This is a genomic window from Burkholderia sp. AU45274, assembly GCF_030482505.1.
Taxonomy (GTDB): Bacteria; Pseudomonadota; Gammaproteobacteria; order Burkholderiales; family Burkholderiaceae; genus Burkholderia.
Window position 1 is genome coordinate 306,304 of the sequence record NZ_JAUJQE010000001.1, and the last position, 14,979, is coordinate 321,282.

Sequence of the window (14,979 nt, forward strand, 5' to 3'; positions counted from 1 at the left end):
CGTGCCGGCATGCGAAGCGGGCTGCGGGATCGGTCGGGCGACTCGGTCGCATGGTGTCTCCTCCGGAGGGCGATGGCGTCGTTCGGATGACGACTGGATGACGCCGATGGTGCTGGCCGCATGGGAAAACACCAATGCTGCTTCGGGACAATTGTTTTAGTATTTGGGCCAAATCGGCGCTTCGAGGGTTTCTCCGCATGAGCTTCTGGGATTTCACCCGGAGTCCGGCCAGCGCCCGGCTGCTGGTCGATTTCGGCGACGAACGCGGCGTGCCGCACACGACGCTGCTGGCCGGCACGGGCCTCGCGGACGCGCAGCTCGACGATCCGAAGGTCGAGGTGACGGCCGCGCAGGAACTGCGGCTGACCGGCAACCTGCTGCGCGCGCTCGGGCGCGCGCCGGGCCTCGGGTTCGAGGTCGGCCAGCGCTATCACTTCTCCGCGTACGGGGTGTGGGGCTACGGGCTGATCGCCAGCGCGACCGCACGCGACGCGCTCGCGCTGGCGCTGCGCTTCCTGCCGCTCACCTATGCGTTCACGGTGATCACGTACCGCGAGGAAGGCGGCTCGTGCGTGCTCAATTTCGGCGCGCCGGAACTCGATGGCACGCTGAGCCGGTTCCTGGTCGAGCGCGACATGGCGGCCGCGGCCGTGCTGCTGCAGGAAATCGGCGACGACACATTCGCATTGTCGCGCTTCACGGTGCAGGCGGCGCGCACGCCGACCACGCCGGTGCCACGCATCGCCGGCATCGAGCCCGCGTTCTCGGCGCGCGCGAACAGCCTCGCTTTCGACCGCGCGTTTCTCGACCGGCTGCTGCCGCACGCGAATCCGCTGACGGTGTCGATGTGCGAGCAGATGTGCGGCCAGCTGCTCGAAGCGCGGCGTGCGCGCGTGGGCACGTCGGAGATGGTGCGCCAGTACCTGAGCGCGACGCCCGGCCCCGCGCCGTTCTCGCTCGAGGACATGGCGCGGCTGATGAACACGAGCCCGCGCACGCTCAAGCGCCGGCTGCAGGAGGAGGGCACGACCTTCCGCGCACTGCTCGCGCAGGCGCGCGGCGCGATGGCCGAGACGCTGCTCGGCGACGCGCGGCTGTCGCTCGCGGAAGTCGCGGAGCGGCTCGGCTTCAGCGACCTGTCGAGTTTCTCGCAGGCGTTCAAGCGCTGGTACGGCGTGCCGCCGGGCGCGTATCGCAGCGCGGCGCAACGGGACGGCAGCCGTTCCTGAATCACGGTACGATCGCTGGCATGCCTGCCGACATTCCCATCACGAGAGACTTCGCATGATCACGATTCGCCCGATGACCGACGACGATTTCCCGCGCTTCTGGCCGACCTATCGCGCGATCGTCGCCGCTCAGGAAACCTATGCATTCGATGCGGCGCCGACACAGGAAGCGGCGCGCGCACTGTGGCTCGATGCGCCGCTGTGCACGTGGATCGCCGAAGAGGGCGGCGTGGTCCTGGGCTCGTACTACCTGAAGGCGAACGCCGGTGGCCCCGGCAATCACGTGAGCAACTGCGGCTACATGGTGAGCGAGGCCGCGCGTGGCCGCGGCGTCGCGCGCCTGATGTGCGAGCACTCGCAGCAGGTCGCACGTGAGCGCGGTTTCCTCGCGATGCAGTTCAACTCGGTGGTGTCGACCAACGAAGTGGCGGTCGCACTGTGGCAGAAGCTGGGATTTGAAATCGTCGGCCGCCTGCCGCGGGCGTACCGTCACGCGCGGCTCGGCTTCGTCGACAGCCTCGTGATGTTCAAGTGGCTCGGCGACACGGCGGCCGCCGAAGCCTGAGCACGCAGCCGCTTCGTCAGACGGCGAACGCGCCGTCGAACACGATTCGGTCATCGAGCGCGAGCGTGCCGCGCGCGAAGATCAGGTCGAGATGGTGGCTGCCGTTTTCGCCGCCGCCGAGCCCGAGATGCAGGCCCGGATGGCGTTCCTCGAATCCCGCGTTGCGGCCGTACAGCCCGCGAATCCCGAGGTTCGTGCCGATGCCGAATTCCTCGATCCGCCGGTGATTCGGATGCCGGTCGAGATAGGTCGAGAAATCGCGCCGGAAACCTTCGTTGTCGGTGTCGAACCCGACGATCGTGCTGTTCTCGACCTGCAGCGTGGCCAGTTGCTCGGCCACCTTGTACTTGATCGCGAACGGCACGGTGCCGAGAAACGTGCCGCTGAAGACGACCGAGCCGTTGAGGTCGATGACGTGCGTCGCGATCTCGCCGGGCACGACGTCGAGGTTGCCCATGCCGTCCACGCTCGTCCATTTCTGGTCCGGCGCGAGCGAGCCCGTCAGCGTGTTGCCGGCTTCGTCGATGAAGCGGATCTGCGATGCGCGCGCGGCCGCGTCGATCAGCCGGCCGTTGCGTGCCGCGATGTCGTCGAGCGATTCGGCGAATGCCTCGTCGAGATGCGGGCCGTAATCCTTGAACAGGACCGACTTGCTCCAGTGCTCGACGATCGCGGGGCGGATCGCGGCGAGGAACGGCGGCCCGCTTGGCGACGGCGTCGGCAGGCACGACGAGTCGTACAGCAGCACGAACAGATCGGCGCGATCGAGCGCGGCGGCGATATCGGCGGGTGGGGTGCTTTCGAGGCAGAGGGTGGTCGCGTCGAGCGAATCGGGCAGGGCGGAAAACGCGCGCAATGCGATGTCGCGGTTGCGGGTGTCATGGCCGACCAGCAGTTTTCCCGACTCGCCGCGCGCGAGCTTGTCGCGCAGCGCGGGGTGGAAGCCCAGCGCGCGATGCAGGTTCAGCATGCGTGTCTCCGGAAGCGGCGGAAGGGCCGCAGCCCTTCCGCGAGAACGGGTGGCCCGCTCAGACCGGCCAGAGCGCGGTGCCGAACGGCACCACGGCGTCCTCGACCATCATGTCGACGGCCTCGGGGTGCGTGTCTTCCTGCATCCAGTCAAGCAATTCGATCTGCTGGGTGTCCTGCATGTCAATTCTCCTGTGGTGAACATGAGTGATTCAACATGAAAGCGCGGCTAAAAAGTTGCCACTCCTCATCACACATTTCGTGAATGCGCGACGAGTGGCGTTGATATTAGTCTGACGAATTTGCGAATGCAATGCGTTGCAAGGATTTTAGCCGGGGCGTGCTAAACACGGGGGATTTACGGGGCGCGTGCGATAAAACAAAAATAAAGTGAATGACGGATTCAACGTCATTTTTTCAATGACCGGAATCTCATGCGCTGCATTGCATTCGGCGATTTTTCATCGGAAATTCGATCGCTGAGACCGATGGTGTTCTCGGCGACCATGCCTGCGCGCGAACGCGTCGCCGCTCATCGGCGGCGCGTCAGCGGCCCGCTGCCCGTGTCAACCGAGCAGCGCCTTGCCGAGCGGCTTGGCCGGCTCGGATCGCAGCACGAGTGACGTCGTGACCGCGCCGAAGCGGGCGATCGCATCGATGATGGTTTCCAGTTGTCCCGGCGTCGGCACCAGGACCTTCAGCAGGAAGCAATCCTCGCCGGTCATCCGGTGGACCTCGATGACGTGCGGCATCTCCGCGAACGCACGCAGCGCGGGCTTGATGTGTTCGTGCGTCGTCTTCAACCGGATGATGGCCATCATCCCCAATCCGAGCGCGGCCGGATCGATCCGCGCGCCGTAGCCCGCGATGATGCCGCGCTCTTCCAGCCGCTTGACGCGCTCCGACGTAGCCGGCTGCGACAGGCCGATGCGGCGGCCCACTTCTGACAGCGGCATCCGTGCATTGTCCTGAAGCGCCTCGAGGATCGACAGATCCAGGCGATCGAGCTCTCCGTTCGACATGTCCGCTTTCCCGCTCCGTTAATTCATCGGCATATTGTCTCAATATCCGATGATTTGCCATTCCCGGCCGGTTTCCGGCCGGCCAGACTGCGAGCTCGCTCATTCATGGAGACGGAGATGGACCAGACGATCGTGATCGTGCCGGGGATCGGCAACTCGGGACCGGATCATTGGCAGAGCCACTGGGAGGCTGCGCTGCCGGGCGCCGTGCGCATCGCGCCGGCGTCATGGGATGCGCCCGACCTGCGCGACTGGATGGCGGCGCTCGATGAAGCCGTTGCGCAAGCCGCGACGCCGCCGGTGGTGATCTGTCATTCGCTGGGGTGCCTGCTGTTCGCGCACTGGCGGGCGGCGTCGACGCGCGTCGTGCGCGCTGCGTGGCTCGTGGCGGTGCCTGATTCGGGCGGCCCGCGTTTTCCGGTTGCGGCCCGTGCGTTCGCGGATGTGCCGGAGGCCGATTTCGCCAGCTTTCCGGTGCTGGCGATCGCCAGCTCGGATGACGGGTACGACCCGGCCGGGCGCGGCATTGCATGGGCGCAAGCGCGCGGCGCGACGCCGTTGCTGCTCGGCCCGCGCGGCCATCTGAATACGGAAGCGGGATTGGCGGAATGGCCCGAGGGACGCGCGTTGTTCACGGCTTTCATGGCGGGATTGCGGGGGTAGCGCGGGCAGGCAGCCGACGTACTTTCGCGATGGCTTGCGGCGGGCGATGCATGGACGATCCGGCTGCCGCGGCGGGGCTCCTGTCGACAACGCATGCCGGCCCGCGACGGCTCAAGTATGATCTGCATGCGCGTCAAACCTCGTCCTTCAGGGCGGGGAAGGATAGCGCGGACGTCGTAGGCGTCCTTTCGGGCGGCTAGCGGGGCGTTTTCTGTTGGTCGATGTCTTTGCGAACGATTTCGACAGGCGCTCCGCCACAACTTCCGGCAAAGTAAGACAGAGACCCCAGCGCGCCGTCCCACGCCTTTTTCCGAATGCTCGAGTAGCACTTGAAAGACGTAATAGCGACCGCGTCGAAAGGCTTGACTCGCTCTTGTGGGCCAGACATACAATCGTCCGATGCGACGACTCCAGGCCTTCAAGTTCGAACTGATGCCGAACGGCGAGCAGCAGCGCGATATGCGCCGCTTCGCCGGATCGTGCCGGTTCGTTTACAACAAGGCACTGGCGTTGCAGAAGGAGAACTACGAGGCGGGCGGCAAGTTCATTGGCTACGTAGCAATGGCCAAGCATCTGACGGAGTGGCGTAACGGAGGCGAAACGCCATGGCTCAAGGACGCCCCCGTTCACCCGTTGCAACACGCCCTCAAGGATATGGAGCGGGCCTACAAGAACTTCTTCGCCAAGCGAGCGGCGTTTCCGAAGTTCAAGAAGCGCGGCCAGCGCGACAGTTTTCGCTACCCGGACCCCAAGCAATTCAAGCTCGACCAGCCCAATGGGCGCATTTTCCTGCCCAAGCTGGGCTGGATGCGGCTGAGGCTGTCGCGTCCCGTGCTTGGCGAACTGCGCAACGCAACGGTCAGCTTCAACGCGGGCAAGTGGTGGGTCTCGATCCAGACCGAGCGGGAGGTCGAGCAGCCGGTGCCCCATGCCACCAGCGTGATCGGCATCGATGTGGGCATTGCCCGCTTCGCCACGATGAGCGACGGCACGTTTCTCACACCGCTCAACAGTTTCAAGAAACATGAGGCTCGTCTGCGTCGATGCCAACGTGCGATGAGCCGCAAGGTCAAGTTCAGCAATAACTGGATAAAAGCTAGGGCCAGAGTCCAGCGCATCCATGCGCGCATCGCCAATGCTCGCCGCGACTACCTGCACAAGGCCACGACCACGATCAGCAAAAACCACGCGATGGTGTGTATCGAGGACTTGCAGGTTCGGAATATGTCCAGGTCGGCGGCGGGCAGCACCGATGCGCCTGGCAAGAACGTTCGGGCCAAGTCCGGTCTGAATAAGGCCATCCTCGACCAAGGGTGGTTCGAGTTCAGGCGGTAGTTGGAATACAAGCTGGCCTGGAACGGCGGCTGGCTCGTGGCGGTTCCGCCCGCGAATACAAGCCGGACGTGTCCAGCTTGTGGATACGTGAGTGCGGATAACCGGACCACGCAGGAAAAATTCGCCTGTGTCGAATGCAGTTACGAGGAGAACGCCGATGTCGTCGGCGCTCTGAACATTCTGGCGCGGGGACACCGCGTCGCAGCCTGTGGAGAGACGGTGCAGTCGGGCCGCTCAATGAAGCAGGAACCCGCCGAGGCGATCTGAGATAAGTATTGTCGTTTCAGACGCGGTAGGAATCGCCCGTCATCAGACGGGGGAGGATGTCAACGTCCGACACAATCGGAAGCCTCGACAGTCGGGATTGCCGCGTGCGGAACACCGGTTCCGCCGTCACGACTGGCCGCGGCTTCGAACGACCAAGGAGACATGCGATGCGCGCAGCGCCGCAACCGGAGCAGGCCGGCCCGTCGCGGCCGGACACCGGCGCGACCAGCCCCTTCCCGGAACGTGACCCCGAACGCATCGCCGCGTGGCGGCTCGCGATCTGCCTGTCGCTCGGCAGCGCGATCGCGCTCGGCCTCGCGCGCTTTTCGTATGCGCTGCTGCTGCCGCCGATGAAGGCCGATCTCGGCTGGACGTTCGCGCAGGCCGGCGCGCTGAACACGGCGAACGCGGCCGGCTACCTGGTCGGCGCACTCGCGTTTCCGTGGCTGTCGCGGCGCTGGCGAGCAGGCTCGCTGCTGGTGGCCGGATGCGTGTTGACCGCGTTGCTGATGGCCGCGTGCGGGCTCACGTCCGGCATGCATGCGCTGCTCGTGCAACGGCTCGCGACCGGTGTCGGCAGCGCGCTGATCTTCATCAGCGGCGGCGTGCTGGCCGCGCGGCTCGCGTCGGCGTCGCCGCGTGATGCGGGCTTGCTGCTCGGGCTCTACTACGGCGGCACGGGATGGGGCATCGTCGCATCGTCATTGCTCGTGCCGGCGACGCTCTCACACGGCGTACACGGCTGGCAACCCGCGTGGTTCGCGCTCGCCTTCGCGTGCGTGCTGTTCTCGGCGGTGGCCGTGTCGGCCGCGCGCCGCATCGAGCGCATGCACGCGGCACCGACTGCGCCGCGCGGCGAAGCGACGGCGGCCGCGACCGCGAGCCCCGCGCGCTTCGCGCTCGCGCTGGCCGGCTACGGCCTGTTCGGCGTCGGTTACATCGGCTACATGACGTTCATCGTCGCGCTGCTGCGCGGCGCGGGGATGAGCGGCACGGTGGTCGCCGCGTTCTACGTGATGCTCGGTGTCGCGACCGTCGTGTCGGCGCGGCTGTGGTCGGGGCTGCTCGACCGGATGCGCGGCGGCCAGGCGCTCGCCGTGCTCAACGCGCTGCTCGGCATCGCGACGCTGATGCCGGCGATGTTCGTGCATCCGGTGGCCGCGTTCGCGTCGGGCGTGCTGTTCGGCGCGACGTTCCTGTCGGCCGTCGCATCGACGACGGCCTTCGTGCGCCACAACCTGCCGCCGGACGGCTGGGCGAAGGGGATCAGCGCGTTCACGACGGTCTTCGCGTTCGGGCAGATCGCCGGGCCGGTCGCGATCGGCTGGGTGTCGGACAGTGCCGGGCTCGCGCGCGGGCTCGTGTATTCGGCGCTGACGCTGTTCGCGGGCGCCGCGCTCGCGGCCGGGCAGCGCGCATTGCGAGCCGCCGCGTAATCACGCGCGACACGCGCCATTCACCGCACGCACGCCGTGCGTGACACGCGATGAAACGCACGGCTGAAGTAGATCAGGCTGTCGCCGTCGTCGCGCACGCGGATCGACGTCGCCTCGATGAACATCACCGAATGCGAGCCGACTTCCTTCATGTCGGCGATCGTGCCCTGCAGGCTCGCGAGCGCGTCGCGCAGCACGGGCACGTCCTGCTCGCCGCGATCCCACACGGGCAGGTCGAAGCGCCGCGCCATCGGCAGGTCGGTGAGCCCCGCGAAGTGCCGTGCAAGTTGCTCGTGTTCGGCCGGCAGCACGTTGATGCAGACGTGGCGGTTGCGTTCGAACGTCGCCCGCATCGCGCTCGACCGGTTGAGGCACACGAGCAGCGTCGGCGGCGTGTCGGTGACGGAGCACACGGCGCTCGCGGTGATGCCGCAGCGGCCGTGCGGCCCGGCGGTGGTGATCACGTTGACGGCCGCGCCGAGGTGGGCCATCGCTTGCCTGAAGGCCTTCTGCGCGTCGGTCGGCTCGACGCGTGCCGGTCGCTGGATATCGGTCGTGGAAGACATGGGCGCTCCTAGTTGGGCGAACGCGGCGATCGCGTGGCACTGCCGGTGCAGCGCCGGATCGCCGACGATGACCCAAGCGTACGACGCGAAAATGCCGGCGACCATTCGCACGATTGACGATGGAGATGGCGTTCTCGCCAACGCGTCTAAAGGTTCTACCTAGATGCGCGCCGCACCGCGTGAAAAAAAGCGGGATTGCATGTTCATGCGGCACGTGAAGGGGTTTTCAGCGGGTTTTCGGCTCGTTATGATGTGCCGCACACCCCCAGCGAACGACGCGCGCGACGAGCCGGAACCGGCCCCGTATGCGGCGCGTGCGATACCGATACCGATATTCAGTGAGACACCCGCGATGACGTCACCCGCACCGATCGTATACATCGTCGACGACGACAACGGCATGCGGACGTCGCTCGCGTGGCTGCTCGAATCGGTCGGCATCGCGTCCGAAGGGTTCGCGAACGCCACCGATTTTCTCGCGCGCTTCGACGTGAACCTCCCTGCGTGCCTGGTGCTCGACGTGCGGATGCCGGAGAAGAGCGGCTTCGACGTGCAGGCCGAGCTCAACGCGCGCGGCGCGACGCTGCCGGTGATCTTCGTCAGCGGGCACGGCGATATCCCGATGTCCGTGCGTGCGCTGCAGAACGGCGCGATCGATTTCGTCGAGAAGCCGTACAACTCGCAGCAGATGCTCGAGCGCGTGCAACGCGCGCTGCGGCTCGCGCAGCAGCGGCATGCGGTGAGCCAGCGTCACCGCGAGCTGCGCCAGCGGCTCGATGCGCTGACCGCGCGCGAGAAGGAAGTGCTGCGCGGCGTGGTGGACGGCAAGGGCAGCAAGCAGATCGCGTCGGATCTGTCGATCAGCGTGAAGACCGTCGACGTGCATCGCGCGAGCATCAAGGAGAAGCTCGGCGCGACGTCGATCGCCGCGCTCGTGCGCGATGTGATGGTCGTGTGGGGCGACGACGGGGAGTCGTCGCGATAGGGCCATGCCGGGGTTCGGCGAGGCGCCGCGTGCAGTGCTCGGTACTTGGCGCTCAGCGCATGTACAACCCGCCGTTGATGTCCCAGCACGCGCCGTTCGCGAAATGCGCGTCGCCCGACGCGAGCAGCACGGCCGCATCCGCCACGAAACCGGCCGAGCCGAGCTTGCCGCCCGGCAGGCTCGCGAGCACCTGGCGCAGCTTCTCCGGTGCGACGCTTTCATACACGATCGGCAAGTCGAGCGGGCCCGGCGAGATCGCGTTGACGGTCACGCCCTGCGCGGCGAGATCGCGCGCGAACACCTTGGTCAGCGTCAGCGTGCCGCCTTTCGCGGCCGCGTAGTGCGCGCCCGTCGCCGAGCCGCCGTTCTGCCCGGCGAGCGACGCGATGTTGACGATACGGCCCGCGCCGCGTTCCGCGAAGTACTGGCCGAACACCTGGCAGCCGAACAGCACGCTGCGCAGGTTCACGTCGATCACCTGGTCGAACTGCTCGGCCGTGATCTCCATCGCGGGCACGACCTTCGATGCGCCCGCATTGTTCACGAGCACGTCGATCCTGCCCCAGCGCGCGACGAGCGCATCGCGCGCGGCTTCGAAATCGCGTTTCGACGTGACGTCGAGCGGCAGCGCGATCGCGTGTTCGCCGCTCGGGTCGAGTTCGCGTGCATGCGCCTGAATGGCGTCGGCGGCGATATCGGCCAGCGCGACGCGGTAGCCGGCCGCATGAAAACGTTCGGCGATGACGGCGCCGAGCCCGCGCGCGGCGCCGGTGACGAGGACGACTCGGTTTGACATGGTGTGTGATTCCGTGGTTCGCGAGCGCGCATCCGTCGATGTCGCGCCCGCATCGTGGTTCATGCGGCGAGTGCCGTTTCGAAGTGTGCCGCGATCGCACAGACGTGTTCGTCCGCACCCTTGCGGCCGATGATCTGCAGGCCGGCCTTCAGCGGCGAACCGGCGAGCGGTAGCGGCAGGCTGAGTGCCGGATGGCCGCTCAGGTTGAACGGCCGGATCAGCGACGACATCGCGATCACCGATACGCCATCGCGCGCCTGCTGCAGCGTGATCGGCAGCGCGGGCAGCGTCGGCAGCACGAGCACGTCGGCGTGTTCGAGCGCGGCGTCGACCTGTGCGGTGAAGCGTGCGCGTACGGCTTCGGCTTCTTTCAATGCCGCGGGCGTAGTCGTTGCGGCCGCACGCAATCGCGCATCGAGGTCGGCGCCGAGCTTGCCGGTTTCGACGAGATGGCCGAACGCGCGCGACGTTTCCGCGTTGATCACGGTGAGCCCGGCGGCGAACGACGCCCGCATGTCGTCGAGCACGACGGCGTGCGAGCGCAGGCCCGACGCGCGTACGGCCGCGTCGAGCGCGGCGGCGATGGCCGGGTCGGCGTCGACCGTGATGTGCGCGACCGTGCAGCCTGCCACGGAGGCCGCGGCTTGCGCACGATCGAAGCCTGGCGCGATCGCGGCCATCACCGCAACCAGCGTGCGGATATCGCGTGCGAACGGCCCGACGCAATCGAGCGTGGTGTCGGCGGGCGCGACGCCGCGTCGCGACACGCGGCCGAACGTCGGTTTCAGCCCGGCCACGCCGCAGCAGGCCGCCGGCCCGCGAATCGAGCCGCCCGTGTCGGTGCCGAGCGCCGCATCGACCGTGCCGAGCCCGACGAGCGAAGCGGAACCGCTCGACGAGCCGCCCGGAATGCGCGTCGCGTCCTGCGGATTGACGGGCGTGCCCGTGTAGTCGTTGATGCCGGTCATGCCGAATGCGAGCTCGTGCATGTTCGCCTTGCCGGCGATCTGCCAGCCCGCGTCGAGCAGCAGGCGGACGACGTCCGCGTGTTGGGTGGCCGGCGGTGCGTCGGCGAGCGCGCGGCTCGCCGCGCGGGTCGGATGGCCCGCGATGTCGATCGTGTCCTTGATCGCGATCGTGGGGCCGGGGCCGCCGAGCGTGAAGGTGTCGATGAAGCCTGTCATGGACGGTATCGTGAGCAAGCGGTGAAAAGGAGCAGGAATCAGGGCCGTGGCGCGGCGAGCGGCCAGGGGCCGTCGAGCACGCGCTCGGTGCGGAAATGGCGGATCAGCCACGCAGAGCCGTTGCCGGCCGGCGCGAAATCGACGGTCAGCCGCGCGGCGATCAACTCGGCCGAGCCGTCCGCGTAGCGCGACGCCTGCAGCATGATCCAGCGGCCGCGCGCGCTCGTGTTGCCGGCGCCGATCTCGATCGACTCCGACGTCAGGAAGTGCAGGTTCGCCGAGAAGTGCGGATCGGGCGGCAGGTAGCGGCCCAGCATCGCGACGATCGCGGCCGTGCCTTCGAGGCGGCCGAACTTTTGCGCATACTGCGGGCCGATGCCTTCCCACACGGCATCGGGCGTGAACAGCCCGGCGAGCGACGGGCCGTCGCCGGCATCCTCGGGCACGTCGCAAAGCGCCATGTAGCGCGTGATCGTCGCGCGCACCGCGCGCTCGGCGTCGAGCGCCGCCAGGCGCTGCGCGAGCGCATCGATCAGGCCGGGGGACAGGTCGGTCATCGCGTGCCTCACGCCGCGGGCTTCGCGGCCGGCGGCACCGTCAGCGCACGGCCGACGCGCGCCTCGATCTTGCCGTAGCGCCACAGGTTGTATTCGCCGACCGGCGTCGTGCGATACAGGTTGCACACGGCGACCGTCGTGTCGAAGTCGGCGACGTCGGCCATGATGTAGAAGGTCCACGGCGCGCCGTCGGCCTGGCCGACCACGAGGCGGTCGTCGTCCATCACGCCGAGCACGCGCACGCCGGGCATCGCTTCGACGGCGGCGAGCATCGCGCCGTACGCCTGCCACACTTCGCCGATCTTCTCGCGCGGCAGGTCGAAGAAGTTTTGCGACACGCCGCAGCAGAACAGGACGCGCAACGGCAGCGGATTCGAATCGGACATATCAGGTTCTCCAGAGGAATCGGTGGGGCGCATGAACCGGCCGGCGACGGCGCTTCGGCTTCATGCGCGTTCAAAACAATTCGGTCGATGCCGGTTACAGATAGCCGGGGAACGGCGTGACACCGGTGAACACCGCGCCGGCGCCGTCGAAGTTGCCTTCGCCGAGAAACGCGTGCTGCGTGACGACCATCGCGTCGCGCAGCAGCCGCTGCAGCGGGTGCGTGCGATAGATCGCCGCCGTGCCGCCGAGGCGGTACGCGCGTTCGACGACGCTCGCGCCTTCGCGTGCGATCTGCGTGGCCGCGAGCCGCAGCAGGCTGACCTGGTCGGGCGTCACCGGGTTGCCGGCGAGGATCGATTGCCATACGCCGTCGGTCGCGTCGTAGAAGAACGCGCGCGCCGAGCGCAGTTGCGCTTCGGCCTTCGCGAGTTCGATGCGGTAGTACGCGCGATCGGCGAGGCGCGGTGCGCCGGTCGTTGTCTGCCGGCCACCCGACATCCGGTTCACGACGTCGAGCGCCGCGCGCGCGAGGCCGAGGTTCACGACGGCCAGCACCTGCGCCGCATACGCGACGGTCGGATAGCGGTACAGCGGCTCGTCGACGGTCGGCTCGCCGCCGCGCACGAAGGTCCACGCTTCAGGCACGAAGCGGTCGTCCACGCGCAGGTCGTGGCTGCCGGTGCCCTGCATGCCGACGACGCTCCAGTTCTCGACGATCTCGACGTCGGCCGCGCGGAACACGGCCGTGCGCGGCTTGTTCGGCGCGGCGTCCTGCGCGCCCGGCACGGCGATGCCGACGCCGAGCCAGTCGGCCCCCTTGCAGCCGCTCGCGAACTTCCACGTGCCGTTCACGCGCCAGCCGCCCGGCGCGGGCTGGGCCGGCTGCACCGGGAACAAACCGCCCGCGAACACCTGATCGGGGCCGCTCGCATACAGCTCGGCCTGGGTGTCGAGCGGCAGCGCAGCGAGATACACGTTCGCGGAGCCGAAGCTCGCGACCCATGCGGCCGAGCCGTCGGCGGTCGCGATCCGCTCGATCATGTCGAGGAACGCGGTCGGCGCGAGCGCATCGCCGCCGAACCGGCGCGGCGTGCCCGCGCGATAGATGCCGGCCTGCTTGAACAGCGCGATCACGTCGCGCGGCACGTGTGACAGGCGCTCGAATTCCTCGCGGCGCGCGGCGACCGTCTCGATCACGGCGTCGAGCGGCGACAGCCGGGCGGCCGGTTCGCTGGCCGCGTGGGGAGCGCTCGGTGCGGTGTCGAGGGCGAGGGCGGCGTGGGGCATGGCTGTCTCCTGGGGCGGATGGGGGTTCGAATGCGGGGTGGTCACGACGATGCAACCAGTCTAGAAACGCCGAAAACACGCAGCAATTGGGACGACAAGCCGTGCGACTGGTGACGTTCCGTGCCGCACTAAAGAAATCTTCAGATGCGGGCGGCGCGTGCCGGTGCTATGTTGGGTTTCCGGCCGCGCGACGCCGCGCGACCTCATCCGAAGCCGATCATGAGTTTCCCCGACGAAGACGATTTCCACCGGCTGCTCGACGCGCTGACGACCTGCGTGCTGCTGCACGATGCGCACACCAAGGCGATCGTGTGGGCGAACCGCGCCGCGTGCATCGCGCTCGGTTTTTCCGTCGAGGAACTGCTGCCGCTGAAGGCGCCGGACATGACGCGTCCCGAACCGAAATACCAGCGCGAGATCGCCGTGAGCGCGTGGGATCGCGCGCTCGTCGACGGGCCGCAGGTGTACGAGTGGTGCTACCGGTCGCGCACGGGCGTCGACATGTTGTCCGAGGCGACCGCCACCTACGTGCCGCTGCGCGGGCGCGACGTCGTGATGGTGCAGTTCCGCGACATCAGCGCGGAAGAGGCGGTGCGCCAGCAGTTGCGCCGCTACGAGGCGCGGCTGCGCGAATTCATGCAGGACCTCGACGAAGGCATCGCGGTCGTCACGCCGCACGGCGGCGTGCAGTTCATCAGCGAGTCGGGCCGCCGCGTGCTCGGCCTCGCACCCGACGAAGCGCTCGGCGAGGTGCTCGACTACTGCTCCGAGGCCGACCGCGACCGGCTCGTCGCGCAGCTGCGCGATGCGCCGTCCGCGTATCCGTCCGCGCCGCAGCGCTACCGGATCGTGCGGCGCGACGGCTCGTCGTGCTGGCTGCGCATCCTGTGCCGGCAAGTCGAGATCGAGGACGATCTCGTCGGGCTGCTCGTGCAGTTCCGCGACGTGAGCGACGAAGTCGCGATCGAGGATGCCCGCCGCGCGGAAGCGCGCATGCTCGAACACGCGGGCCGTTACAACGCGATGGGCGAGATGGCGAGCGTGATCGCGCACGAGTTGAGCCAGCCGCTCGCGGCCGTGCGCAATTTCATCGAAGGCGCGGTGCAGCGGCTGAACGCGCGCGGCGCGATCGACGACGCGATCTGGGGGCTGCGCAGCGCGGACCGGCAGGCCGAGCATGCGGCGCTGATCATCAAGAGCGTGCGCGAGTTCATCGTGAAGCGCGAACCGGTCGTCGCGCTCGCCGACTTGCGCGACATCCTCGCGGACGTCGCGTATTTCATCGAGCTGCGCGCGAAGGAAGCCGGCGTGACGGTCACGATCGTTCAGGCCGACGCGCCGCTGCCGATCCGCTGCGAGCGCGTGCTGATCGGGCAGGTGATCCTGAATCTCGCGTTCAACGCGATCGAGGCGTTCGCCGGTTGCGAGCGTGTGCCGCGCACGCTGACGCTCGGCACTGCGAACGTCGACGGGCATGCCGAGCTGCGCGCGATCGACAACGGCCCGGGTATCGCGGCCGATGCACACGATCGGCTGTTCGACGGCTTCTCGTCGTCGAAGGCCGGTGGGAACGGAATCGGGCTGTCGCTGTGCAAGAGCATCGTGACGCGCCACGGTGGCCGGATCGCTGCCAGCCCGGCCGATGGCGGCGGGCTCGACTGCCGCGTGACGCTGCCGCTCGCCGGGACGAAGGCTCGGGCGGGCACATCGTCGCCGGGGAATGCTTGATGC

Annotated in this window: 15 protein-coding genes and 2 pseudogenes; 7 read left to right on the forward strand and 10 right to left on the reverse strand. The window is 67.9% G+C overall.

Annotated elements, in window-relative coordinates; all coding sequences use genetic code 11:
* Positions 1 to 197 precede the first annotated feature (197 nt).
* Together QZM35_RS01435 and QZM35_RS01440 are read left to right on the forward strand one after the other, a co-directional pair.
* Complete coding sequence (locus QZM35_RS01435) at positions 198 to 1,229, forward strand: AraC family transcriptional regulator (protein WP_301775260.1); 1,032 nt, start codon at positions 198 to 200, stop codon at positions 1,227 to 1,229.
* 55 nt (positions 1,230 to 1,284) lie between these two features.
* Positions 1,285 to 1,794, forward strand: coding sequence for a GNAT family N-acetyltransferase (locus QZM35_RS01440; protein ID WP_301775261.1), 510 nt, complete (start codon positions 1,285 to 1,287; stop codon positions 1,792 to 1,794).
* Positions 1,795 to 1,810: 16 nt separating this feature from the next.
* Here QZM35_RS01440 and QZM35_RS01445 read toward each other — a convergent pair whose 3' ends face one another.
* The 3 genes from QZM35_RS01445 to QZM35_RS01455 form a co-directional block, all read right to left on the reverse strand.
* A complete protein-coding gene (locus tag QZM35_RS01445; RefSeq protein ID WP_301775262.1) occupies positions 1,811 to 2,764 on the reverse strand; it encodes a leucyl aminopeptidase in 954 nt (317 codons plus the stop codon).
* Between the two features lie 58 nt (positions 2,765 to 2,822).
* Complete coding sequence (locus tag QZM35_RS01450; RefSeq protein ID WP_006766865.1) at positions 2,823 to 2,945, reverse strand: hypothetical protein; 123 nt, start codon at positions 2,943 to 2,945, stop codon at positions 2,823 to 2,825.
* A gap of 384 nt (positions 2,946 to 3,329) precedes the next feature.
* Positions 3,330 to 3,785, reverse strand: a complete 456-nt coding sequence (locus QZM35_RS01455; RefSeq protein WP_089432202.1) for an Lrp/AsnC family transcriptional regulator — start codon at positions 3,783 to 3,785, stop codon at positions 3,330 to 3,332.
* Positions 3,786 to 3,902: 117 nt separating this feature from the next.
* Here QZM35_RS01455 and QZM35_RS01460 point away from each other — a divergent pair, with 117 nt between their 5' ends.
* Complete coding sequence (locus QZM35_RS01460; RefSeq protein WP_301775263.1) at positions 3,903 to 4,448, forward strand: alpha/beta hydrolase; 546 nt, start codon at positions 3,903 to 3,905, stop codon at positions 4,446 to 4,448.
* A gap of 196 nt (positions 4,449 to 4,644) precedes the next feature.
* Here QZM35_RS01460 and QZM35_RS01465 read toward each other — a convergent pair.
* Positions 4,645 to 4,764: pseudogene (locus tag QZM35_RS01465) on the reverse strand (IS200/IS605 family transposase); the annotation flags it as partial.
* Positions 4,765 to 4,847: 83 nt separating this feature from the next.
* On the opposite strand from QZM35_RS01465, the pseudogene QZM35_RS01470 reads away from it, so the two are divergent.
* Together QZM35_RS01470 and QZM35_RS01475 are read left to right on the forward strand one after the other, a co-directional pair.
* Positions 4,848 to 6,050, forward strand: a pseudogene (locus QZM35_RS01470) (RNA-guided endonuclease InsQ/TnpB family protein).
* Between the two features lie 167 nt (positions 6,051 to 6,217).
* Positions 6,218 to 7,486, forward strand: coding sequence for a YbfB/YjiJ family MFS transporter (locus QZM35_RS01475; RefSeq protein WP_301775264.1), 1,269 nt, complete (start codon positions 6,218 to 6,220; stop codon positions 7,484 to 7,486).
* A 20-nt stretch (positions 7,487 to 7,506) separates the two neighbouring features.
* Here QZM35_RS01475 and hpaC read toward each other — a convergent pair whose 3' ends face one another.
* Positions 7,507 to 8,052, reverse strand: coding sequence for a 4-hydroxyphenylacetate 3-monooxygenase, reductase component (gene hpaC, locus QZM35_RS01480; RefSeq protein WP_089433257.1), 546 nt, complete (start codon positions 8,050 to 8,052; stop codon positions 7,507 to 7,509).
* Between the two features lie 352 nt (positions 8,053 to 8,404).
* On the opposite strand from hpaC, the gene QZM35_RS01485 reads away from it, so the two are divergent.
* The gene (locus tag QZM35_RS01485; RefSeq protein WP_043178278.1) at positions 8,405 to 9,037 is read left to right on the forward strand and encodes a response regulator transcription factor; all 633 of its coding nucleotides are present in this window, start codon (positions 8,405 to 8,407) and stop codon (positions 9,035 to 9,037) included.
* A 52-nt stretch (positions 9,038 to 9,089) separates the two neighbouring features.
* On the opposite strand, the gene QZM35_RS01490 is transcribed toward QZM35_RS01485, so the two are convergent.
* The 5 genes from QZM35_RS01490 to QZM35_RS01510 form a co-directional block, all read right to left on the reverse strand.
* Positions 9,090 to 9,833, reverse strand: a complete 744-nt coding sequence (locus tag QZM35_RS01490; protein WP_301775265.1) for an SDR family NAD(P)-dependent oxidoreductase — start codon at positions 9,831 to 9,833, stop codon at positions 9,090 to 9,092.
* 59 nt (positions 9,834 to 9,892) lie between these two features.
* Positions 9,893 to 11,017: an amidase gene (locus tag QZM35_RS01495; RefSeq protein WP_301775266.1), complete on the reverse strand. Its 1,125-nt coding sequence runs from the start codon at positions 11,015 to 11,017 to the stop codon at positions 9,893 to 9,895.
* Positions 11,018 to 11,055: 38 nt separating this feature from the next.
* Positions 11,056 to 11,574 carry a nuclear transport factor 2 family protein gene (locus QZM35_RS01500; RefSeq protein ID WP_301775267.1) on the reverse strand — a complete coding sequence of 173 codons (519 nt, stop codon included), beginning with the start codon at positions 11,572 to 11,574 and terminating at the stop codon, positions 11,056 to 11,058.
* A gap of 8 nt (positions 11,575 to 11,582) precedes the next feature.
* Complete coding sequence (locus QZM35_RS01505; protein WP_011356094.1) at positions 11,583 to 11,960, reverse strand: hypothetical protein; 378 nt, start codon at positions 11,958 to 11,960, stop codon at positions 11,583 to 11,585.
* 94 nt (positions 11,961 to 12,054) lie between these two features.
* Positions 12,055 to 13,248, reverse strand: a complete 1,194-nt coding sequence (locus tag QZM35_RS01510) for an acyl-CoA dehydrogenase family protein (RefSeq protein ID WP_089432209.1) — start codon at positions 13,246 to 13,248, stop codon at positions 12,055 to 12,057.
* A 144-nt stretch (positions 13,249 to 13,392) separates the two neighbouring features.
* Between QZM35_RS01510 and QZM35_RS01515 the strand changes: the two genes are divergently transcribed.
* The gene (locus QZM35_RS01515) at positions 13,393 to 14,976 is read left to right on the forward strand and encodes a sensor histidine kinase (RefSeq protein ID WP_089432210.1); all 1,584 of its coding nucleotides are present in this window, start codon (positions 13,393 to 13,395) and stop codon (positions 14,974 to 14,976) included.
* Positions 14,977 to 14,979 lie beyond the last annotated feature (3 nt).